An 18183-nucleotide genomic window follows, 5' to 3' on the forward strand; every position below is an offset into this window, starting at 1 on the left:
GGAGCTAACACCATGGAAAACTTCAAGATCGAGGTCGATTCCGACGGCGTGGCCCTGGTCACCTTCGACGTGCCCGGCCGCTCGATGAACACCCTGACCGCTTCGGTCATCAAGGAAATCGGCGAGGTGGTCGAGACCATCAAGTCGGACGCCGCCATCAAGGGCGCCGTCATCACCTCGGGCAAGGCCAGCGGCTTCTGCGCCGGCGCCGACCTCGGTGAACTCGGCGGTTCGGGTGGCCTGGGCGGCGGCAAGCCGGGCGAAGAGGGCCTGAAGGCCGCCTTCGAGGCCGGCTTCGCCCTGAACAAGGCGTTCCGCGCCCTGGAAACCTGCGGCAAGCCGGTGGCCGCGGCCATCAACGGCCTGGCCATGGGCGGCGGTCTCGAGATCACGCTGGCCTGCCATTACCGCGTGGTCGCCGACAATCCGAAGATCCAGCTGGCCCTGCCGGAAGCCAAGGTCGGCCTGCTGCCGGGCGCCGGCGGCACCCAGCGCCTGCCGCGCCTGATGGGCGTGATGGCCGCCGCGCCGTACCTGCTGGAAGGCAAGTCGATGAAGCCGGCCGAGGCCCTGGCCAACAAGGTCGTGCACGAGGTCGTCCCGGCCGATCAGGTGGTGGAAGCCGCCAAGACCTGGGTCAAGACCAAGGGCGACCCGGTCGCGCTGTGGGACAAGAAGGAGTTCAAGCTCCCGGGCGGCGGTCCCTACACCCCGACCGGCAGCCAGGTCTTCATCATGGGCAACGCCATGCTGCGCAAGCAGACCTATGGCAACTACCCGGCCCAGCTGAACATCATGAAGGCGGTCTATGAAGGCACGCAGGTGCCGTTCGACGCCGCCCTGCGGATCGAGACCCGCTACTTCCTGAAGACGATGATGACGCCCCAGGCCAAGGGCATGATCCGCACCCTGTTCCTCAGCCTGCAAGAGCTGGGCAAGGGCTCGGGCCGCCCGGCCAATGTCCCGCACTACGACGTCAAGAAGGTCGCCGTCCTGGGCGCCGGCATGATGGGCGCGGGTATCGCCTATGTCCAAGCCATGGCCGGCATCGAGAGCGTGCTGATCGACCAGACGCAGGAAGCCGCCGACAAGGGAAAGGCCTATGCCGAGGGCCTGGTGAAGAAGGCCGTCTCGCGCGGCAAGCTGACCCAGGAAAAGGGCGACGCCATCCTGGCCCTGATCACCCCGACTACCGACTACAGCTTGGTCAAGGGTTCGGACCTGGTCGTCGAGGCCGTGTTCGAGAACCGCGAAGTGAAGGCCGACGTCACCAAGAAGGCCGAGGCCGAACTGGCCGAGACCGCCATCTTCGGCTCCAACACCTCGACCCTGCCGATCACCGGCCTGGCCAAGGCCAGTGTCCGTCCGGCCTCGTTCATCGGCATCCACTTCTTCTCGCCGGTCGACAAGATGGGCCTGGTCGAGATCATCATGGGCGAGCAGACCAGCCAGGAAGCCCTGGCCAAGTCGATCGACTACGTCCTGAAGATCAAGAAGACCCCGATCGTCGTCAACGACAGCCGCGGCTTCTACACGTCGCGCTGCTTCGGCACCTTCGTGCAGGAAGGCCTGGAGATGATGGCCGAGGGCATCGCGCCCGCCATCATCGACAATGTCGGCCGCGCCACGGGCATGCCGCGTGGTCCGCTGGAGATGAACGACGACGTCGCTCTGGACCTCTCCTACAAGATCGGCGAGCAGACCAAGAAGGACCTCGGCGACAAGTACGAGGAACGTCCGTTCGCGCCCGTCCTGGAGAAGATGGTCGTCGAGCTGGGTCGCCTGGGCCGCAAGAACGGCAAGGGCTTCTACGACTATCCGGAGAACGGCCAGAAGACCCTGTGGAAGGGCCTTTCTGACCTCGCCCCGGTGACGACCACGGACGCCGACGCGACGCTGATCCAGGAGATCCGCACGCGCCTGCTGTACCGCCAGGCCGTCGAAGCCGCCCGCTGCTTCGAGGAAGGCGTCATCGTCGACCCGCGCGAGGCCGATGTCGGCGCCATCCTGGGCTGGGGCTTCGCACCCTGGACCGGCGGCCCGATCAGCCTAATCGACGGCGTGGGCGCCAAGGCCTTCGTCGAGACCTGTGATCGTCTGGCCCAGCAGTACGGCAAGCGCTTCGCCCCGCCGGCTCTGCTGCGCGAGATGGCCGAAAAGGGCGAAACCTTCTACGGCCGCTTCGGCGTCAAGGCGAAGGCGGCGGCGTAAGCTCCACCCCATCGCTGATAAAAGAGAAGGCCCGGTGGAAACACCGGGCCTTTTTCTTGTCCGAAACGGCCGTGCTTGTAACGCACCCCGCGCGTACCGACCTCTCCAGCGTAGCGGAGTAGCGACTTTGGGCATGGCGATCGCCAACGAGACGTGGCGACGGCCCAAAAGCCAATCCTTTGGGCGGGATCTGGCGATCCTGGCGCTGATCCTGGCCGCCCACGCCTTGGTGCTGCTGGCCCTGGTCTCCGGCGCGCACTGGATGCCCCAGCTGGTCGAGCCGCCGGTCATCGAAGCCGAACTGCTGGACGCGCCCTCGCCACGCGCGGAAACGCCGAAGGCCGCTCCCGCGACGCCGGCGCCTATTCGCCCCAGCGCTACCCCACCGCCGCTTGCCGCTATCCCGGCCCCGCCCGTGGTCGCCAAGCCCTCCGGCCCGCCGGCCATCGTCGCTCCGCCCGGCTTCACCGCCCGCAAGCTGGTCGAACAGAGCGACCAGACCCGCGACAGCCTGCGTGAAAGCCTCGGCTGCCGACACGAGAAGACGGCCGGCCTGAACCGCGACCAGAAAGCCGCCTGCGCCGAAGCCGACGGCGTGCGCTCCCGCACCGCCCCGATGTACGCCGCCATCGATCCGGACAAGAAGGCCGCCTTCGACGGCGACTGCGCCAAGGACGACGACTGGTGCCTCTACCGCATCGGCAAAGGCCCCTATCCAGGCATCTTCGCCCTGGGCAAGAAGAAGAAACGCAAAGGCTGGGACGACTAGGACTTACTCACGTCCATGCCCAGCGTCGGGCCGATGCCGTCCGGGTGGTCGCCGAAGTAAGACCCGCCGCGCTCCCGAGCCACCTTCTCCAGCTTGCTCCGGAACGCGTCATCCAACTGCAAGGTCGGCGCATCCTCCGGATCCTCGCCCTCGTCCAGCGGGATCGACGCCGCGATCACCTGCCGCAGGCGCTCCCCGAACCGCTCATCGTCGGCCGAACCCGGCTCGGGCGGCGAGTCGAGGAAGGTCATGACCTCCTCGAGGGCGGTGTCGTTATCGACGGATTGGGACATGGCGAAACTCCTTCGAGACACGAACGGAGCCGTCGGGAAGCGAGTTCCGAATTTCAGAAGAAGGAGAAGTGGTGGTGCCGCTTAGGTGACTCGAACACCTGACCCCATCATTACGAATGATGTGCTCTACCAGCTGAGCTAAAGCGGCCCACGTCGCTTCGAACCAGGGTCCGACCGCGAGGAGCGCCTACTTAGCGGGACGCGAGCCACTTGCCAAGCGTCGTCTTGCACCAGAATTGCGTCTTGGCGCCGGACCACCTTCCGGAGGGTCGGAAATCGGCGGCGCGTCGAAGATTCCAGGGTCGTCCGGAATGGGGATCATGGGCCCGCCGGTCTCGGCCGCGCGGATGAACGGCGTCGATTCGGCATAGTCCGAATAGGCCGAGGGGATCTCGGGCAGGTCGTTCATCGTCCGCTCGCGCCGCTCATGGCGCGGATGGATCAGCTGGCCGGTCTCGGCGTAGCTGGACGCCAGGCGAGCCCAGTCCTCGCGCTGATAGGCGAAGGCGCGACCTTCCGGGTCGAGATCGGACCAGTCCGGCTCCTGCGGGGCCTCGACGCCGCGGGCGATCCAGGCGCGGGCCTCGTCGGCCTCGCCGTTGGCGGCGGCGACGCGAGCCATCAGGCCGGCGAAGCGAGCGGTCGGAGCTTCCTCGTCCAGCAGACGGGCGGCGGCGCGGGCGGCGATGGGGTCGCCGCCGATCAGGGCGCTCTCGACACGCAGCATGCGGCTCTCGCGGGCCTCGGGCTTCATGGCGGCCAGGGCGGCCAGACGCTGGGCGCGGGCCTTGGGGAGCTCGTTGGTCTTCAGATCACGATAGGCCAGCCACAGGGCCGGATGCGGCTCAGCCTTCCAGGCGGCTTCGATCAGCTGGCCGGCCTTGGCGACCTTGCCGTCATCGGCCAGCAGGCGGGCGGCCATGACCACGCCAGGCGCGAAGTCGGGTTTCAGCTTCACCGACTGGGTCGCGAAGTCCAGCGCCTGGGCGCGGGCCTTGGGGTCGAGGGATTCTTCGAGGCTCGCCGCCGAGGCCGCGAGCAGAGCCGCGCGGCTGCGGTCGGCCACGGCGGGCGAGACGATTTTGCGTTCCAGGGCGCCTTGGACGAGGTCCAGCGCCGCGGCCCAGTCGCCGGCTTCCAGGCGGGCCTCCAGCAGGGCGCGCCAAGCCCAACGGGCGGTGCGGGCCAAGCCATAGGCGGTCTCGGCATGACGGACGGCGGCGGCCTTGTCGCCCTCGGCCTGGGCCGCCTGCATCAGGCCGCGCAGGCCCGCCAGGCGCATCTCCGGGAAACCCAGCATGGCGTTGTAGGCGCTCTTGGCCGCGCCGCGATCGCCGGCGGCCTCGGCGGCCTGGGCGGCCAGCACGCGGACCAGCGCCGGGGCGTCCTCGGCCAGCTCGGCGGATTTCTGGGCCAGGCGGCGGGCCTCGGAGCCGTCACCGGCGGCGACAGCGAGAAAGCCGCGCGACAGGGCCTCGATGGCCTGCTTGCGCTTGGCCTCGGCGCGGGCGCGGGCGGCGCGGCGGGGAGCCTCGACGATCCAGATGATCCCGCGCCACAGCAGGGTGAACAGCAGGGCTGAGAACAGGGTCAGCAGGGCCGCCGTGGCGGCGGTCATCTCGATGCGCCAGCCCATCCACTCCAGCGCCGCGCGACCGGGCTCGCCGGTCAGGGCCAGGACCCCGACCGCGACGGCGGCGACCAGGAAGAGGGCGAAGGCGACGCGCGTCATGGCGCCGTCCGCGAGACGCGCGACAGCCCGGCTAGGGCGTCCGCGCGGATGGCGGCCACGTGGCGGTCGATCTCGATGCGACGGCCGGCGGCGTTGAACCACGGGGCCAGCACCTCGCGGGCCGGATCCGGCAGGGCGTCCAGCGCCTGGACCGCGCCCTCGATGTCGCCGTCGTCCAGCAGGGCTTGGGCGCGGGCCAGCATGGCGTCCGGCGTCGCGCCCTTGGTCGAGCCGACATGGCGGATCGAGACGATGCTGGCCAGGGCGTAGCGGATCCGCGAGAACAGGTCGGCGTCGGCGCCGGGATTGCGGGCGGCGCTGGCGGCGCGGCCGGCCAGGTTGCCGAACTGGATGGCCAGGCCCGCGCGGGTCGGGGCGCCGCGCTCGGACAGGCTCTCCAGGGCGCGCAGGTCCGGCGACGGGGCCAGCACGCGCTGCAGGCCGGCCAGCTCCTGGCCGAACGGGCGCGAGGTCTCGGCGGCTTCGGCCAGGGCCGAGACGGCCAGGGCGGCCACGGCGGCGTCGGTGACGTTCTTCTGGCCGCTCTCCAGGGCAGTGATTCGGCCGTCCAGGCGCTCGACGTCGGCGGCGGGCGGGGCGACGGCGGTGTCGCCGTTCTCGACCGGTAGGGCCGAGCCCGTGGCGACACGATCGGCGACCGGGCGGGCGCTGGGCGCGGCCGAGACCGCGCCATCGGCCGGTCTGTCCTTGGACTTGAACAGGGTCGGGCCGTAGTGGGCGACGCCGGCCCCCAGGGCGATGCACAGCACGCACAGCACCAGCCACAGCCAGACGCCCGGCCCCATGACTCGTCGGCGGGCATACAGCGCCGGATCGCTGGGCGCGACGATTTCAGCGGGATCGGGAGCGGCGTTCATGGCGTCCATTCGTGCCCCACGCCGCCGCGCCGCGCAACGTCAGGCTTAAGCTGAGAGCAGGTCCAGCAGCGCGGATTCGTCCGGACGCGGCGCGAAGGTCACGCTGGCGAGGCCGCTCAGCGGCGCGGCGACCGCTTCAGAGAGACACAAGACCCGCAGGTTTGGAGCCGGTCGCTCTCGCAGATGCGCCGCCAGCACACGCGCCGCGCGGGGCGAGTGGACCAGCGTCGTCAGCGGAGCCTCCAGCCGGACAAGGGTCTCTTCGGACGGCGCGCGCTCCAGCGTCTCATAGACGCTGACGCCCTTGGCCATCACCCCGCAGCCGCGCAGCATGCCGACGAGGTCGCCGGCCGGTTCCTTGGCCCCGGCCCACAGCACGATCCCGGCGGCGCCGGCAGCGATCAGGTCGCACAGGTCCTCGACATCGCCGTCGGCGCTGGAGACCGAGGCGAACCCCTGTCCCTCCGCCGCCCGCGCGGTGGCCCGCCCGACGGCGAACACCGGCAGACCGCGCGCGTCCGACAGCCGCGCGAAGGCCTCGACGCCGTTGGCGCTGGTGAAGGCCAGGGCGGCGATGTGGGAGAGGTCGATTTCGGCGTCCAGGGTCTCGACCGCCAGCAGCGGGTCGACGATGGCGTCAAAGCCCAGGGCCCGCACGCGCTCGGCCGTGGCCAGGGCGCCGGGACGGGCGCGGGTGATCCAGACCGGCGCGCCCGCGTTCATGCCGTTACTCCGGCAGCAGGATGGCGTCGCCGCCCTCGGCGCGGACCTCGGCGCCGAGCTTGAGGCCCAGTTCGCGGGCCTCGGCGATGTCGTTGGCGCCCGACAGGGTCGTCTCGCCGTGGCGGCGGAAGCGCTGAGCCCCGTCCGGGGTCAGGGCCTCGACGATCATCGTCAGCCGCGTCCCGTCCAGCACCGCGCGCGCGCCGATGGCCGTGCGGCACGAGCCTTCCAGCGCATAGAGGGCGCCACGCTCGGCGGCGACGGCGATGGTGGTCTCGCGGCAGCTGACGGCCTGCAGCCATGGGGCGTGGGCGTCTTCGAGACGGGTCTCGATGACCAGCGCGCCCTGGCCCGGGGCCGGTGGGGCGGCGTCGGGGTCGAGCCAGCTCTTGGTGACGTGGCCCAGGCCCAGGCGGTTCAGGCCCGACTGGGCCAGCAGGATGGCGTCGGCCTCGCCGCGCTCCAGCTTGGCGAGGCGCGTGTCGACATTGCCGCGCAGCATGACGATCTCGAGGTCGGGCCGCACGTGCAGGGCCTGGGCCTGGCGACGCAGCGAGGCTGTGCCCAGGCGCGCGCCCTTGGGCAGGTCTTCCAGCCGCTCGCAGATATTGCTGATGAAGGCGTCGCGCGGATCCTCGCGCTCGGGCGTCGCGGCCAGGATCAGACCCGGCGGCAGCTCGGCCGGCATGTCCTTCAGCGAGTGGACGGCGCAGTCGATGCGGCCGTCCAGCAGGGCTTCCTCGATCTCCTTGGTGAAGAGGCCCTTGCCGCCGATCTCCATCAGGCGGCGATCCTGGATGCGGTCGCCGCTGGTGACGATCGGGATCAGCGGGGCGGCGGCCTCGATCTCTTCCTGCGAAGCGCCCACCGGGACGCCCAGCGCATGCGCGATCCGCGCCTGCATCAGGCCCGACTGGGCCAGGGAGAGCTTGGAGCCGCGCGCGCCGATGCGGATGGGAGGTTGCCGGGACACGGTCGGAACGTTACCTGCGGAGACGAGATTTCATCTTCGCTGCTACAGGAGCGGCGGGAAGCCCGCAAGAAATGACCACCCCTAAGGATTCCAGTCTCACCATCCTCGGCCTTGAGACCAGCTGCGACGAGACCGCGGCCTCGGTCGTGCGCCGTGAGGCGGACGGGACGGTCACGGTGCTGTCCTCGATCATCGGCACCCAGTTCGAGATGCACGCGCCGTTCGGCGGCGTGGTCCCCGAGATCGCCGCCCGCGCTCACGTGGAATCCGTCGACGCCATCGCCGCAGAGGCCATGCGCGCTTCGGGCCTGTCCTTTGATCAGCTGAACGGCGTGGCCGCCACGGCGGGTCCCGGCCTGGTCGGCGGGGTGATGGTCGGCCTGGCGTTCGGCAAGGCCGTATCGCTGGCGCGCGGCGTGCCGCTGGTGGCCGTCAATCACCTGGAAGGCCACGCGGTCTCGGCCCGCCTGGGCGCCGACATCGCCTATCCGTTTTTGCTGCTGCTGGTCTCCGGCGGGCATTGTCAGCTGCTGGAAGTTTCAGGCGTCGGGGCCTGCAAACGCCTGGGCACCACGATCGACGACGCGGCCGGCGAGGCCTTCGACAAGATCGCCAAGAGCCTGGGCCTGCCCTATCCGGGTGGTCCGGCCCTGGAGAAACTGGCCGTGGGCGGCGACGCGACCCGCTACGCCCTGCCGCGCGCCCTGCTGGGCCGCAAGGACTGCGACTTCTCGTTCTCGGGCCTCAAGACCGCCGCTGCCCGGATCGCCGAGACCCTGACGGCCGACGACGAGCGCCGTGACCTGGCTGCCGCCGTCCAGTTCGCCATCGCCCGCCAGCTGTCCGAGCGGGTCGATCGGGCGATGAAGCTCTACAAAGACAGCCACGACACGAGCGAGCTGCGCTTCGTCGTCGCTGGCGGCGTGGCCGCCAATGGCGCGGTGCGCGCGGCCCTGCTGGCCGACTGCGAGAAGAACGGCTTCTCGTTCGCCGCCCCGCCGCTGGCCTATTGCACCGACAACGCCGCCATGATCGCCCTGGCCGGGGCCGAGCGGCTGGCCTTGGGGATCAGCGACGACCTCGACGCCGTCGCCCGTCCGCGCTGGCCGCTGGACGAGGCGGCAGCGCTGGCCAATCCCGCCAACGCCTACGGACGCAAGGGAGCCAAGGCATGACCTTCAAGCATGTAGGCGTCATCGGCGCGGGCGCCTGGGGCACCGCCCTCGCCCAGGTCGCGGCGCGCGCGGGCCTTCAAGTCACCCTCCAGGCCCGCGAGACCGAGGTCGTCGCGGCCATCAATGAGGCCCACGAGAACGCGGTATTCCTGCCTGGCATCGCGCTGGAGCCTGGGATCAAGGCGGTCACCGACTTGGCTGGTCTTGCCACGTGCGACCTGATCCTGGCCGTCGCGCCGGCCCAGCACCTGCGCGCGGCCCTCACCGCCTTCGCGCCGCATCACCAGGCCGGCGCGCCGATCGTGCTGTGCTCCAAGGGCGTCGAGCAAGGCTCGCTGAAGCTGATGACTGACGTCGCCGCCGAGGCCCTGCCGGGCGCGCCGATCGCGGTGCTGTCGGGCCCCAGCTTCGCCGGCGAGGTGGCCCGGAACCTGCCCGCCGCCGTCACCCTGGCCTGCGAGGACGAAGCCCTGGGCCGCGCCATCGCCGAGGCTATCGCCATCCCGACCTTCCGGCCCTACACGGCCAACGACCTGATCGGGGCCGAGGCCGGCGGGGCGGTGAAGAACGTCCTGGCCATCGCCTGCGGCATCGTCGAGGGCAAGGGCCTGGGCCGCAACGCCCACGCCACGGTGATCACCCGCGGCTTCGCCGAACTGACCCGCCTGGCCGTCACCCTGGGCGCCAAGCCCGAGACCGTCGCCGGCCTGTGCGGCCTGGGCGACCTGGTGCTGACCTGCTCCAGCCCGCAGTCGCGCAACATGAGCGTCGGCCTGGCCCTGGGCCAAGGCCTGACCCTGGAACAGGCGCTGGCCGGCAAGGTCTCGGTGGCCGAAGGCGTCGCCTCGGCGCCGGCGGTCCGCGCCCTCGCCCGCAAGGTCGGCGTGGAAGTTCCGATCTGCGAGGCCGTCGCCGCCATCCTGGCCGGCGAGGTCGCGGTCGACGCCGCCATCGCGGGCCTGCTCTCGCGTCCCCTGAAATCAGAAGCTTAAGTTAGGTAAGGACCACCGCATGGCCCTCTTCGTCGTCTACTGCAAGGACAAGCCCGGCGCCCTCGAGACGCGCATGGCCACCCGTCCGACCCACCTGGACTATCTGAACGGCGCGGGCGTCGTGAAGGCCGCCGGCCCGCTGCTGGACGACGCCGGCTCGCCGATCGGCTCGATGCTGATCGTCGAGGCCGAGGACCGCGCCGCCGTGCAGACCTTCGTCGACAACGATCCCTACACCCTGGCCGGCATCTTCGAGAGCGTCGCGATCGACGGTTGGCGCGTGGGCGTCGGCTCGATCGGCTGATCTTGCCGCTGTTCGCTCTGCACTGCCTGGATCGGCCCGGGACCGAGGATCTGCGCCAGGCCACCCGGCCGGCGCACCTGGCCTTCGTGCGTTCGCGGCCGGACTATCGCTTCGGGGCCTATCTGAAGGACGAGGCCGGCGTGATGCGCGGCTCGCTGATGGCGGTCGAGGTCGAAGACTTCGCCGCGGCGCGAGCCTTTTCGGCGGCTGACCCTTATGTCCAGGCCGGCCTGTTCGGGCGTGTCGAGATCCATGAGTGGCCGGTCGGGATCGACTCGGTCCCGGCGCCATGAACCTCGACCGCGACAACCCCGCCCGGCCTGCCGCCGGCACGGTGCTCTGCGCGCTGGACGAGATCGCCTCGCCCGGCTCGAAGGGTTTCCGCTGGCGGGAGGGCGACGCGATGTTCGCCGGGTTCGTGGTGCGCAAGGACCACGTGGTGGTCGGCTATGTCGACAGCTGCCCACACGCCGGCTGGCCGCTAGCGGGCTTCGCCGGTCGTTACCTGACCCGCGAGAACGACCTGATCCTGTGCGCCGGCCACGCGGCCCTGTTCAAGATCGAGGACGGGGCCTGCGTCGCCGGTCCTTGTCCGAACGAGAAGCTGTTCCCCTGGCCCGTCGAGGTCCGCGACGGCCAGATCATCGTCGCTTAAGACCTTTGGCCTAGGCTCACCGCCAACGATTGCGGAGAGATCACCATGGCCGACGGCACGGACATGCACTTCGACGCCGAGGCGGTGACGCACCGCGCCGGTCTGGCCAAGCTGCGCTCGCTGACCAAGATCAATCCGCGCCTGGCCACGAACCTGGCCAAGACCATGCTGGGCGGCCAGCGCGACCATGCCGTGGTCGACGCCTTCAACGCCCATGCGGAAGCCGCCGGCTTCGAGTTCACCTCGACCTGGGCCAGCAACAACATCCCGTTCGTGGCCCCGCTGCTGCGCGACTTCGCCGGCAAGCGTCCCGAGGGCGAGACGATCCGCTACATGGAGATCGGCGCCTATGAGGGCCGGAATCTCGCCTTCATGGACTGGCTGCTGCCCAACCGCCTGGCGGTCACCGTCATCGACCCCTGGTTCGACGAGGCCCTGAATCCGGAAGAGAAGTACCACGCCGTCGAGCCGCGCTTCCGCCGCAACATGGCCAAGTGCGGCTTCCGCAGCCTGGACACCCACAAGGGTTTCTCGACCTACGTCCTGCCCCAGATGCTGGAGCGGAACGAACAGTTCGACCTGATCTATGTCGACGGCAGCCACACGGCCCTGGCCGTGCTGATCGACCTGTGCTTCTGCGCCAGCCTGCTCAGCGTGGGCGGCATGATGGTGCTGGACGACTACTGGCACGATATCAGCGAGATCGGCGGCCCGGGCGTGAAGCAGGCCGTGGACCAGTTCCACGCCGCCTTCGGCCGTTATTTCGAGATCGCCGCCGTCTACCGCCAGGTCGCGCTCGTGAAGACGGCCGAGATTCCCCGATAGCGACGTTATGTCGCCGGGTCGACACGGTTACGGTTAAGACCCGTTAGAGACCTCGACCGGCATCCTTCTCCCGAGATTTGCGGCAACCCCGCGCGGAGAAGATCGACATGGCGTCCTTGGGTCAGAAGGTCATGGGAGCGGCCGCCGGCGCGGCGCTGCTGTGCGCGGCCACGGCCGGCACGGGCCTGTGGGTGGCCATGAGCCTCGACGGCGCGCTCACCCGCTCGGAAGCCTCCGCCAAGATCCTGCGCCTGCACATGCACGCCGACATGATGCACGACGCCCTGCGCGCCGACGTCATGGGCGGCATCATGTCCTCCGACCCGGCCCTGGGCGTCGACCTGAAGGCGGTGCGCGCCGACCTGGCCGAACATACCCAGGCGTTCAAGGACGACATCGCCTCCAGCGGCCAACTGGCCCAGGACCCGTCGGTCAAGGCCGCCCTCGCAGAGGTCGAAGCGCCGCTGGCGACCTATATCGCCTCGGCCGGCGAGATCGTCGGCAGCGCCGACAGCGACATCGCCGGCGCCCGCGCCAAGCTGCCGGGTTTCGCCCAGCAGTTCTCGGCCCTGGAAGGCAAGATGGAGGAGGCCTCGACCAAGATCGAAGCCGCCGCCGTCCGTGACTCCAAGGCCGCCAAGTCGATGAGCCTGCTGGGCCAGGTCGTGATGGGCGCCCTGCTGGTCGCCGCCGGCCTGTTTGCCGTCACCCTGATGGTCGCGGCCAAGCGCGGCCTGGTCGCCCCGCTGGTCGCCATCACCCACGCCCTGCGCCGCCTGTCGGCCGGCGACCTGTCGGTCGTGCTGCCCAAGAAGACCAGCCAGGACGAGATCGGCCAGATGACCGACGCCCTGCAGACCTTCCACGACACCGTCGAGGCCCGCCGCAAGGAACTGGAAGCCGCCGACGTCCGTGACGCGCTGGAGATCGAGCGCCAGCAGGCCGAGCAACGCCGCAACGAGGCCGAGGCCACCCAAAAGGCCGTCGTCGAGAGCTTGGCCGAGGCGCTTCAGCACATGTCGCGGGGCGACCTCAGCCACCGCCTGGAGCGCCCCTTCCCCGCCGGCTACGAGAAGCTGCGCGTCGACTTCAACGTCGCCGTCGAGAAGCTGTCGGGCGTCATCGCCGCCTCGCTGGGCGCGGTGACCGCGATCCACGGCGGCACCGCCGAGATCACCGCCGCCGCCGACGACCTGTCGGGCCGCACCGAGCGCCAGGCCGCCAGCCTGGAAGAAGCCGTCGCCGCCCTGGACGAGATCACCAGCACCGTGCGCCTGACCGCCGAGGGCGCCAGCCGCGCCCGCAAGGTGGTCGAGCGCGCCCGCACCGCCGCCGACGCCTCGGGCTCGATCGTCAGCCAGGCCGTCGAGGCCATGGGCGCCATCGAGAAGTCCTCGGAACAGATCGGCCAGATCATCGGCGTCATCGACGAGATCGCCTTCCAGACCAATCTGCTGGCCCTCAACGCCGGCGTCGAAGCCGCCCGCGCTGGTGAAGCCGGTCGTGGTTTCGCGGTCGTCGCCCAGGAAGTCCGGGCCCTGGCCCAGCGTTCCGCCGACGCCGCCAAGGAGATCAAGACCCTGATCAGCGCCAGCACGGCCGAGGTCGGCCAGGGCGTGGAATATGTCGGTAAAGCGGGCGAAGCTTTGCGCGCCATCGCCGACGAGGTCGACCAGATCGACGGCCTGGTCGGCGAGATGGCCGCCTCGACCCAGGAGCAGGCCCGCGGCCTGGCCGAGGTCAACACGACCATGAACCAGATGGACCAGGTCACCCAGCGCAACGCCGCCATGGTCGAGGAGACGACGGCCGCCAGCCATGCGCTCGCTCAAGAAGCCACGCGCCTAGCCCAGCGGATGGGCGAACTGCGGATCGCCAGCGACAACGGCCAGCGTCGGGCGGCTTAAGCCTTCCAGTCGCCGGACTTGCCACCCGTCTTCTCGAGCAGGCGCACGGCTTCGATGACCATGCCCTTCTCGGCGGCTTTCAGCATGTCGTAGATCGTCAGGCAGGCGATCGAGGCGGCCGTCAGGGCCTCCATCTCGACGCCGGTCGGGCCGGTGGTCTTGACCCGCGCCGTGACGGCCAGGCCGCCTTCGCCCGGCTCAACCTCGACGACGACCTTCGACAGCGCCAGCGGGTGGCACAGCGGGATCAGGTCAGAGGTCTTCTTGGCGGCCATGACGCCGGCCAACTCGGCCACGGCGCGGACGTCGCCCTTGCGGCCCGAGCCGGACACGGCCAGCGCCAGGGTTTCAGGGCTCATCCGCACGAAACCCGTCGCCACCGCCTCGCGCGCCGTCGCCGGCTTGTCGGAGACGTCGACCATGCGGGCGCGGCCCTGGTCGTCGATGTGGGTCAGCTTGCTCATTGCTCGAGCAGTCTCGGCATCAGCTCGACCATGTTGCAGGGCTTGTGGCGGCTGTCGAGCTGGGCGGCGATGACCTTGTCCCAGCCGTCCTTCACCGCGCCGTTGCTGCCCGGCAGGCAGAAGACGAAGACGCCGTCGATCAGGCCGGCCGTGGCCCGCGACTGCAGGGTCGAGAGGCCCACCGTGGCGTAGCTGACCAGGTGGAAGATCACCGAAAAGCCGTCGATCTTCTTGTCGAACAGAGGCTCCAGCGCCTGGACCGTGACGTCGCGGCCCGTCAGGCCGGTGCCGCCGGTGGTGAGGATGGCGTCCACCGCCTTGCTGTCGATCCAGTCGCGGACCTGGGCGCGGATCTGCTCGACATCGTCGCGGATCACGGCGCGGCCGGCGAACTCATGACCCGCGTCACGGACCCGGTCGATCAGGATCTGACCCGAGGTGTCGGTGCTTTCGTCGCGGGTGTCCGACACGGTCAGGACGGCGATGCGCACCGGCTTGAACGGCAGTTCCGGCTTGATCCCGCCGCCCGGCTTCAGGCCTTCCGACATCCGTCTCTCCTTTAGTCCCAGCGCTCGGCGTCGGTCCTATCGCGGTCCGTCGGCTCGATCCAGCGCGCGCCGTCTGGGCCATGTTCCTTCTTCCAGAAGGGCGCGCGGCTCTTCAGATAGTCCATCAGGAAGTCGCAGGCCTCGAAGGCGTCGCGGCGGTGGCCGGCGGCGGTCGCCACGAAGACGATCGCCTCGCCCGGCGCGATACGGCCGGTGCGGTGGACGATGTGGACGTCGTGCAGCTTGAAGCGCTCGATCGCGGCTTGAGCGATCTCGCCGATCGCCGCGTCGGTGAAGCCCGGATAGGCCTCCAGCTCCAGCGCCGCCGCCTGCCCCTGCTCGGCCCGCGCCAGGCCGACAAAGGTGGCCACCGCGCCGGTCTCCTGGCGATCGGCGCAGAAGGCCGTAACGAGCGCGCCGGGTTCGAACGGCTGATCGGTGAGGGTGACGATCATCCGCCGCTCATCGGCGGCAGGAAGGCGACCTCGGTCGTAGCGGAGAGCGTGGCCTCGCCCCGGACGATGGCCTTATCGACCGCGACCTGGACGCCGGGTGCGGTCAGGGCGTCACCCAGTTCGCCCGAGAGGACTTCGCGCAGAGCCGAAAGATCAGCCGCCTCGACCACGCGATCGCGCCAGCCGGCCTGATCGGCCAGGCGTCCAAAAAGAAGCACGCGGGCCATCTCAGCCGCCGGTCGTCGACATGTGCCGAGCGACAGCCGGGCGGGCGATCTGGAAGTCGTGGCCCTTGGGCTTGGACCCGATCGCCGCGAAGATCGCCTCGCGCAGCTGCGCCTCGGTCGCCCCGCCCCGGATCACCGCCCGCAGGTCGCTGGCGTCGTCGCGGCCCAGGCACGTGTGCAGCGTGCCGGTGCAGGTCAGCCGCACCCGGTTGCAGGTGTCGCAGAAGTGGTTGCTGAGCGGGGTGATCAGCCCCAGCCGCCCGCCGGTCTCGGCCACCCGGATATAACGCGCGGGGCCGCCGGTGGCGTGGTGGATGTCCTCCAGCGTCCAGAACGACGACAGGTCGCGGCGGACGTCCTGCAGCGACAGATATTGGTCGGTGCGATCCTGGTCGACCTCGCCCATCGGCATGGTCTCGATCAGGGTCATGTCGCAGCCGCGAGCATGGGCCCACTGGATCAGCTCCGGCAGTTCGGCGGCGTTGTCGGCTTTCAGGGCCACGGCGTTGATCTTCACCGCGATGCCCGCCGCCAGGGCCGCATCGACGCCGGCGATCACGCGCTCCAGGTCGCCGCCGCGCGTCAGCTTGCGGAAGAGATCGGGCTTCAGCGTATCCAGCGAGACATTGATCCGCCGCACGCCGTGGCGGGCCAGGTCGGCGGCGAATCGCTCGAGCTGGGTGCCATTGGTGGTCAGGGTCAACTCGTCCAGCGCGCCTGAGCGCAGGTGGCGCGACAGGCTGGCGACCAGCTCCATGAAGCCCTTGCGCACCAGCGGCTCACCGCCGGTCAGGCGCAACTTGCGCACGCCCAGGCCGACGAAGGTCGAGGCCAGGCGGTCCAGCTCCTCCAGCGTCAGCACCTGCGCCTTCGGCAGGAAGGTCATGTGCTCGGACATGCAGTAGAGGCAGCGCAGGTCGCAGCGGTCGGTGACGGAGACGCGCAGATAGGTGACGGCGCGCCCAAAACCGTCGATCAGACGGGGGGCCGCGAAGACCGCTTGCGCGGGACTATCGTCATAAGGCGTCATATCCGCTTCTAGAATAGGCGCTGAGACCCATGACGGAAAGGGATACGACGTCGCTGGAGGCGATCGTGCTGGCGGCGGGAGCCAGCGCCCGTTTCGGCGGCGCCAAGCTGCTGGCGCGGCTGGATGGCGCGCCACTGGTCGCCGGGGCCCTGCTGACCGCCTTCCTGTCGCCCGTCCGGCGCGTCCATGTGGCCGTGGCCAGCGACGCCGTGCGCAAGGTGGTCAAGGCCACCGCCGAGCGCCTGGCGGCTAGCGACCGGCTGACGATCGTCACCGTCGAGGACGCCGCCGAGGGCATGGGCGCCTCGCTACGCGCCGCCGCCCGCGCCCTACCCGACGACGCGGCCGGCGTGTTCGTGCTGCTGGGCGACATGCCCCGGATCGACCCGGCCACCGTCACGACGCTGGCCCGCACCCTGACCAGTCCTCACGACATCGTCGCCCCGACCTATCTGGGCCGGCGCGGCCATCCGGTGCTGTTTGGCGCCTCTTGGTTCCCCGCCCTGCGCGCCCTGTCCGGAGACGAAGGCGCCCGCGTTCTGTTGGAGACCGCGGGCGCCCGTTTGGCGCGGGTTCCCGTCGAGGACCCGGGGATCCATCTCGATGTGGATCGACCCGAAGACCTCGCCCGCGCCGTCGAAGACCGCTGAGATCCAGCGGCCTTCCCCCAAACCCTAGTGCAGCGGTCCCTCGGCGCCGGTCACCAGGCGCCGGATCTCGGCGATCAGCCGCAGGGCGGCGCTGGAGTCGCCGCGCTCCTGCAGCGCCACCAGCTTGGGGACCAGGATCATGAGGATGCGGCGATGATCCTCGTTCAGCGTGACGAGGCCGCGCCGGAATTCGTCGATGTCTTCCTCGTCAGCGATCGCATCGAGGTCAGGATCGAACAGTTCCTTCATCGGCCCGCTCCGGGGCGCGACGGGTCAGCCAGAAGCCGACCAGGATGACCAGCAAGTGGAACACGGCCAGGATATTGTTGGCCGCTATCCAGCTGTTGCGGTGAACCCGCGGGTCCAGGAGGTAGACGAACGGACACAGGATCACCAGCGTCGCCAGGGCGGCAAGCACCACGATCCACAGCCGACGCCATCGCAGAGAGAGCCAGACATAGGCCCCCGTCGTGATCACGTCCGTCACCGTCTGGGGCACGTTCAGGCCGGGATGGTCCCATTGGCTGAGAAGCGGCGTGACGCTCCAGGAAATGATCGTCACGCCCGACACGAGCCGCAGCGGCCGATCGCCCTTCCACAGTCCCAATCCGCAGACGATCACGGCGATCAGATAGTGGATGTAGGTGTTCAGGGAAATCGACAAACTCGGGTCCCGAAGCGCGTGAGGGCTGTTCAAGCCAATAGGTCGGCGTTCGCCAGAACGCCAGCGGCGCGGCGTCTTCGAACGCCGAGACCGCCCTCCGATATTCAACGCGCGGCAACATCCAAAGCAAATCCTGTCGCGCGGCGACGTCCGCGCGGCCGTTTCACACTGGAGATCGCAGGCTTCGTGACCGGCCAGGCTAGTAGTGCGTGATCCGCTGGATCGCCATGATGAGGGCGTCAATGCTGATCGCGATCACAGCCAGGGCCACGGCGACGGCGGCCGTGACGCCCAGCACGAGGCCGAGCCATTGAAGACCGCTCAGCTCATAACGCCAGTCCCGCCGGCCCGTGGACCGAACATCGAGACTGGGCCGTGATGCGCCTTTGCGGTCGCTTTTGATCTCGTGATCAGAAGGGCGCGCGCTCGGAAGCGCTGCCATCCCGTCTGGCTGCTTACGGTAGTCTTTACCGGGGTCGCCGCCTTCCCAGGCCACGAAGGCCAGGGCCGCGTCGCGGCGGCTCATGCCCGACAGCCGGCGGCGGGCGCTGAGCACGTGCATCTCGACGGTCTTGGGCGACAGGCCCAGCGCTCGCGCGATCTCCTTGGACTGGAGATGGGCCGCGATGAGTCGGAGGATCTCCCGCTCCCGGGGGGTAAGCTTCTCGAAAGCGATACTGACGCGATCCACCATGCGGCCAAGATGCT

General features: G+C 69.7%; 23 protein-coding genes and 1 tRNA gene. 10 read left to right on the plus strand and 14 right to left on the minus strand.

Features of this window, described 5'->3' with window-relative positions:
* Positions 1-12: 12 nt before the first annotated feature.
* Positions 13-2211: a 3-hydroxyacyl-CoA dehydrogenase NAD-binding domain-containing protein gene (locus tag AC1RRR_RS21495; RefSeq protein WP_492815903.1), complete on the plus strand. Its 2199-nt coding sequence runs from the start codon at positions 13-15 to the stop codon at positions 2209-2211.
* A gap of 133 nt (positions 2212-2344) precedes the next feature.
* Positions 2345-2980, plus strand: coding sequence for a hypothetical protein (locus AC1RRR_RS21500; RefSeq protein WP_492815904.1), 636 nt, complete (start codon positions 2345-2347; stop codon positions 2978-2980).
* Here the strand turns inward: AC1RRR_RS21500 and AC1RRR_RS21505 are convergent.
* The 6 genes from AC1RRR_RS21505 to hemC form a co-directional block, all read right to left on the minus strand.
* Entirely contained in the window at positions 2977-3273 is a 297-nt protein-coding gene (locus tag AC1RRR_RS21505) for a hypothetical protein (RefSeq protein ID WP_492815905.1), read from the minus strand. The two genes, AC1RRR_RS21500 and AC1RRR_RS21505, sit on opposite strands and share 4 nt — an antisense overlap.
* A gap of 72 nt (positions 3274-3345) precedes the next feature.
* Positions 3346-3421: transfer RNA gene (locus AC1RRR_RS21510), tRNA-Thr, on the minus strand.
* 39 nt (positions 3422-3460) lie between these two features.
* Positions 3461-5005, minus strand: coding sequence for a heme biosynthesis protein HemY (locus AC1RRR_RS21515; protein WP_492815906.1), 1545 nt, complete (start codon positions 5003-5005; stop codon positions 3461-3463).
* Entirely contained in the window at positions 5002-5883 is an 882-nt protein-coding gene (locus tag AC1RRR_RS21520; RefSeq protein WP_492816589.1) for a COG4223 family protein, read from the minus strand. The genes AC1RRR_RS21515 and AC1RRR_RS21520 overlap by 4 nt, the downstream gene beginning before the upstream one ends.
* A gap of 45 nt (positions 5884-5928) precedes the next feature.
* Positions 5929-6606 carry a uroporphyrinogen-III synthase gene (locus tag AC1RRR_RS21525; protein WP_492815907.1) on the minus strand — a complete coding sequence of 226 codons (678 nt, stop codon included), beginning with the start codon at positions 6604-6606 and terminating at the stop codon, positions 5929-5931.
* Between the two features lie 4 nt (positions 6607-6610).
* Positions 6611-7579, minus strand: a complete 969-nt coding sequence (hemC, locus tag AC1RRR_RS21530; protein WP_492815909.1) for a hydroxymethylbilane synthase — start codon at positions 7577-7579, stop codon at positions 6611-6613.
* A 71-nt stretch (positions 7580-7650) separates the two neighbouring features.
* Here hemC and tsaD point away from each other — a divergent pair, with 71 nt between their 5' ends.
* The 7 genes from tsaD to AC1RRR_RS21565 all read left to right on the plus strand — a co-directional run bounded on the left by tsaD (position 7651) and on the right by AC1RRR_RS21565 (position 13437).
* Entirely contained in the window at positions 7651-8754 is a 1104-nt protein-coding gene (gene tsaD / locus AC1RRR_RS21535) for a tRNA (adenosine(37)-N6)-threonylcarbamoyltransferase complex transferase subunit TsaD (RefSeq protein WP_492815911.1), read from the plus strand.
* On the plus strand, positions 8751-9746 hold the full coding sequence (locus tag AC1RRR_RS21540) for an NAD(P)H-dependent glycerol-3-phosphate dehydrogenase (RefSeq protein WP_492815913.1): 996 nt from the start codon (positions 8751-8753) through the stop codon (positions 9744-9746). The genes tsaD and AC1RRR_RS21540 overlap by 4 nt, the downstream gene beginning before the upstream one ends.
* Before the next feature lie 19 nt (positions 9747-9765).
* Positions 9766-10050: a YciI family protein gene (locus AC1RRR_RS21545; protein WP_492815915.1), complete on the plus strand. Its 285-nt coding sequence runs from the start codon at positions 9766-9768 to the stop codon at positions 10048-10050.
* 2 nt (positions 10051-10052) lie between these two features.
* Positions 10053-10343 (plus strand): YciI family protein, encoded by a 291-nt coding sequence (locus tag AC1RRR_RS21550; RefSeq protein WP_492815917.1) that lies wholly within the window; start codon positions 10053-10055, stop codon positions 10341-10343.
* Positions 10340-10705 carry a Rieske (2Fe-2S) protein gene (locus AC1RRR_RS21555; protein ID WP_492815919.1) on the plus strand — a complete coding sequence of 122 codons (366 nt, stop codon included), beginning with the start codon at positions 10340-10342 and terminating at the stop codon, positions 10703-10705. Before AC1RRR_RS21550 ends, AC1RRR_RS21555 begins: the two co-directional genes overlap by 4 nt.
* 45 nt (positions 10706-10750) lie before the next feature.
* The gene (locus AC1RRR_RS21560) at positions 10751-11530 is read left to right on the plus strand and encodes a class I SAM-dependent methyltransferase (RefSeq protein ID WP_492815921.1); all 780 of its coding nucleotides are present in this window, start codon (positions 10751-10753) and stop codon (positions 11528-11530) included.
* A 107-nt stretch (positions 11531-11637) separates the two neighbouring features.
* Positions 11638-13437 carry a methyl-accepting chemotaxis protein gene (locus AC1RRR_RS21565; RefSeq protein WP_492815923.1) on the plus strand — a complete coding sequence of 600 codons (1800 nt, stop codon included), beginning with the start codon at positions 11638-11640 and terminating at the stop codon, positions 13435-13437.
* On the opposite strand, the gene moaC is transcribed toward AC1RRR_RS21565, so the two are convergent.
* From moaC to moaA, 5 genes are read right to left on the minus strand one after another with little or no spacing between them, the layout of a single operon-like run.
* A complete protein-coding gene (gene moaC / locus AC1RRR_RS21570; RefSeq protein WP_492815925.1) occupies positions 13434-13901 on the minus strand; it encodes a cyclic pyranopterin monophosphate synthase MoaC in 468 nt (155 codons plus the stop codon). The two genes, AC1RRR_RS21565 and moaC, sit on opposite strands and share 4 nt — an antisense overlap.
* Complete coding sequence (gene moaB, locus AC1RRR_RS21575; RefSeq protein ID WP_492815927.1) at positions 13898-14449, minus strand: molybdenum cofactor biosynthesis protein B; 552 nt, start codon at positions 14447-14449, stop codon at positions 13898-13900. Before moaB ends, moaC begins: the two co-directional genes overlap by 4 nt.
* An 11-nt stretch (positions 14450-14460) precedes the next feature.
* Positions 14461-14904 carry a molybdenum cofactor biosynthesis protein MoaE gene (locus AC1RRR_RS21580; protein WP_492815929.1) on the minus strand — a complete coding sequence of 148 codons (444 nt, stop codon included), beginning with the start codon at positions 14902-14904 and terminating at the stop codon, positions 14461-14463.
* Positions 14901-15131, minus strand: coding sequence for a MoaD/ThiS family protein (locus AC1RRR_RS21585; protein ID WP_492815931.1), 231 nt, complete (start codon positions 15129-15131; stop codon positions 14901-14903). The genes AC1RRR_RS21580 and AC1RRR_RS21585 overlap by 4 nt, the downstream gene beginning before the upstream one ends.
* Position 15132: 1 nt before the next feature.
* Positions 15133-16161 (minus strand): GTP 3',8-cyclase MoaA, encoded by a 1029-nt coding sequence (gene moaA, locus AC1RRR_RS21590; protein WP_492815933.1) that lies wholly within the window; start codon positions 16159-16161, stop codon positions 15133-15135.
* A 29-nt stretch (positions 16162-16190) separates the two neighbouring features.
* Here moaA and AC1RRR_RS21595 point away from each other — a divergent pair, with 29 nt between their 5' ends.
* Positions 16191-16811: a nucleotidyltransferase family protein gene (locus tag AC1RRR_RS21595; RefSeq protein ID WP_492815935.1), complete on the plus strand. Its 621-nt coding sequence runs from the start codon at positions 16191-16193 to the stop codon at positions 16809-16811.
* A 24-nt stretch (positions 16812-16835) separates the two neighbouring features.
* Here the strand turns inward: AC1RRR_RS21595 and AC1RRR_RS21600 are convergent, their stop codons facing one another.
* The 3 genes from AC1RRR_RS21600 to AC1RRR_RS21610 all read right to left on the minus strand — a co-directional run bounded on the left by AC1RRR_RS21600 (position 16836) and on the right by AC1RRR_RS21610 (position 18169).
* Complete coding sequence (locus AC1RRR_RS21600) at positions 16836-17060, minus strand: hypothetical protein (RefSeq protein ID WP_492815937.1); 225 nt, start codon at positions 17058-17060, stop codon at positions 16836-16838.
* Complete coding sequence (locus AC1RRR_RS21605) at positions 17038-17475, minus strand: hypothetical protein (RefSeq protein WP_492815939.1); 438 nt, start codon at positions 17473-17475, stop codon at positions 17038-17040. Before AC1RRR_RS21605 ends, AC1RRR_RS21600 begins: the two co-directional genes overlap by 23 nt.
* Before the next feature lie 199 nt (positions 17476-17674).
* Complete coding sequence (locus AC1RRR_RS21610; protein WP_492815941.1) at positions 17675-18169, minus strand: helix-turn-helix domain-containing protein; 495 nt, start codon at positions 18167-18169, stop codon at positions 17675-17677.
* Between the last annotated feature and the right edge of the window lie 14 nt (positions 18170-18183).

The sequence above is a fragment of the Caulobacter sp. GW821-FHT12D05 genome (assembly GCF_058807295.1).

What these genes read in the sequence shown, in the direction of transcription:
- AC1RRR_RS21515 (WP_492815906.1), bottom strand. Translation starts at nt 5,005, where the DNA reads ATGACGCGCGTCGCCTTCGCCCTCTTCCTGGTCGCCGCCGTCGCGGTC.
- AC1RRR_RS21560 (WP_492815921.1), top strand. Translation starts at nt 10,751, where the DNA reads ATGGCCGACGGCACGGACATGCACTTCGACGCCGAGGCGGTGACGCAC.
- AC1RRR_RS21540 (WP_492815913.1), top strand. Translation starts at nt 8,751, where the DNA reads ATGACCTTCAAGCATGTAGGCGTCATCGGCGCGGGCGCCTGGGGCACC.
- AC1RRR_RS21565 (WP_492815923.1), top strand. Translation starts at nt 11,638, where the DNA reads ATGGCGTCCTTGGGTCAGAAGGTCATGGGAGCGGCCGCCGGCGCGGCG.
- AC1RRR_RS21595 (WP_492815935.1), top strand. Translation starts at nt 16,191, where the DNA reads ATGACGGAAAGGGATACGACGTCGCTGGAGGCGATCGTGCTGGCGGCG.
- AC1RRR_RS21505 (WP_492815905.1), bottom strand. Translation starts at nt 3,273, where the DNA reads ATGTCCCAATCCGTCGATAACGACACCGCCCTCGAGGAGGTCATGACC.
- moaB (WP_492815927.1), bottom strand. Translation starts at nt 14,449, where the DNA reads ATGTCGGAAGGCCTGAAGCCGGGCGGCGGGATCAAGCCGGAACTGCCG.
- moaA (WP_492815933.1), bottom strand. Translation starts at nt 16,161, where the DNA reads ATGACGCCTTATGACGATAGTCCCGCGCAAGCGGTCTTCGCGGCCCCC.
- AC1RRR_RS21555 (WP_492815919.1), top strand. Translation starts at nt 10,340, where the DNA reads ATGAACCTCGACCGCGACAACCCCGCCCGGCCTGCCGCCGGCACGGTG.
- AC1RRR_RS21520 (WP_492816589.1), bottom strand. Translation starts at nt 5,883, where the DNA reads ATGAACGCCGCTCCCGATCCCGCTGAAATCGTCGCGCCCAGCGATCCG.
- AC1RRR_RS21495 (WP_492815903.1), top strand. Translation starts at nt 13, where the DNA reads ATGGAAAACTTCAAGATCGAGGTCGATTCCGACGGCGTGGCCCTGGTC.
- AC1RRR_RS21600 (WP_492815937.1), bottom strand. Translation starts at nt 17,060, where the DNA reads ATGAAGGAACTGTTCGATCCTGACCTCGATGCGATCGCTGACGAGGAA.
- AC1RRR_RS21545 (WP_492815915.1), top strand. Translation starts at nt 9,766, where the DNA reads ATGGCCCTCTTCGTCGTCTACTGCAAGGACAAGCCCGGCGCCCTCGAG.
- AC1RRR_RS21525 (WP_492815907.1), bottom strand. Translation starts at nt 6,606, where the DNA reads ATGAACGCGGGCGCGCCGGTCTGGATCACCCGCGCCCGTCCCGGCGCC.
- AC1RRR_RS21580 (WP_492815929.1), bottom strand. Translation starts at nt 14,904, where the DNA reads ATGATCGTCACCCTCACCGATCAGCCGTTCGAACCCGGCGCGCTCGTT.
- AC1RRR_RS21500 (WP_492815904.1), top strand. Translation starts at nt 2,345, where the DNA reads ATGGCGATCGCCAACGAGACGTGGCGACGGCCCAAAAGCCAATCCTTT.
- AC1RRR_RS21585 (WP_492815931.1), bottom strand. Translation starts at nt 15,131, where the DNA reads ATGGCCCGCGTGCTTCTTTTTGGACGCCTGGCCGATCAGGCCGGCTGG.
- moaC (WP_492815925.1), bottom strand. Translation starts at nt 13,901, where the DNA reads ATGAGCAAGCTGACCCACATCGACGACCAGGGCCGCGCCCGCATGGTC.
- AC1RRR_RS21610 (WP_492815941.1), bottom strand. Translation starts at nt 18,169, where the DNA reads ATGGTGGATCGCGTCAGTATCGCTTTCGAGAAGCTTACCCCCCGGGAG.
- tsaD (WP_492815911.1), top strand. Translation starts at nt 7,651, where the DNA reads ATGACCACCCCTAAGGATTCCAGTCTCACCATCCTCGGCCTTGAGACC.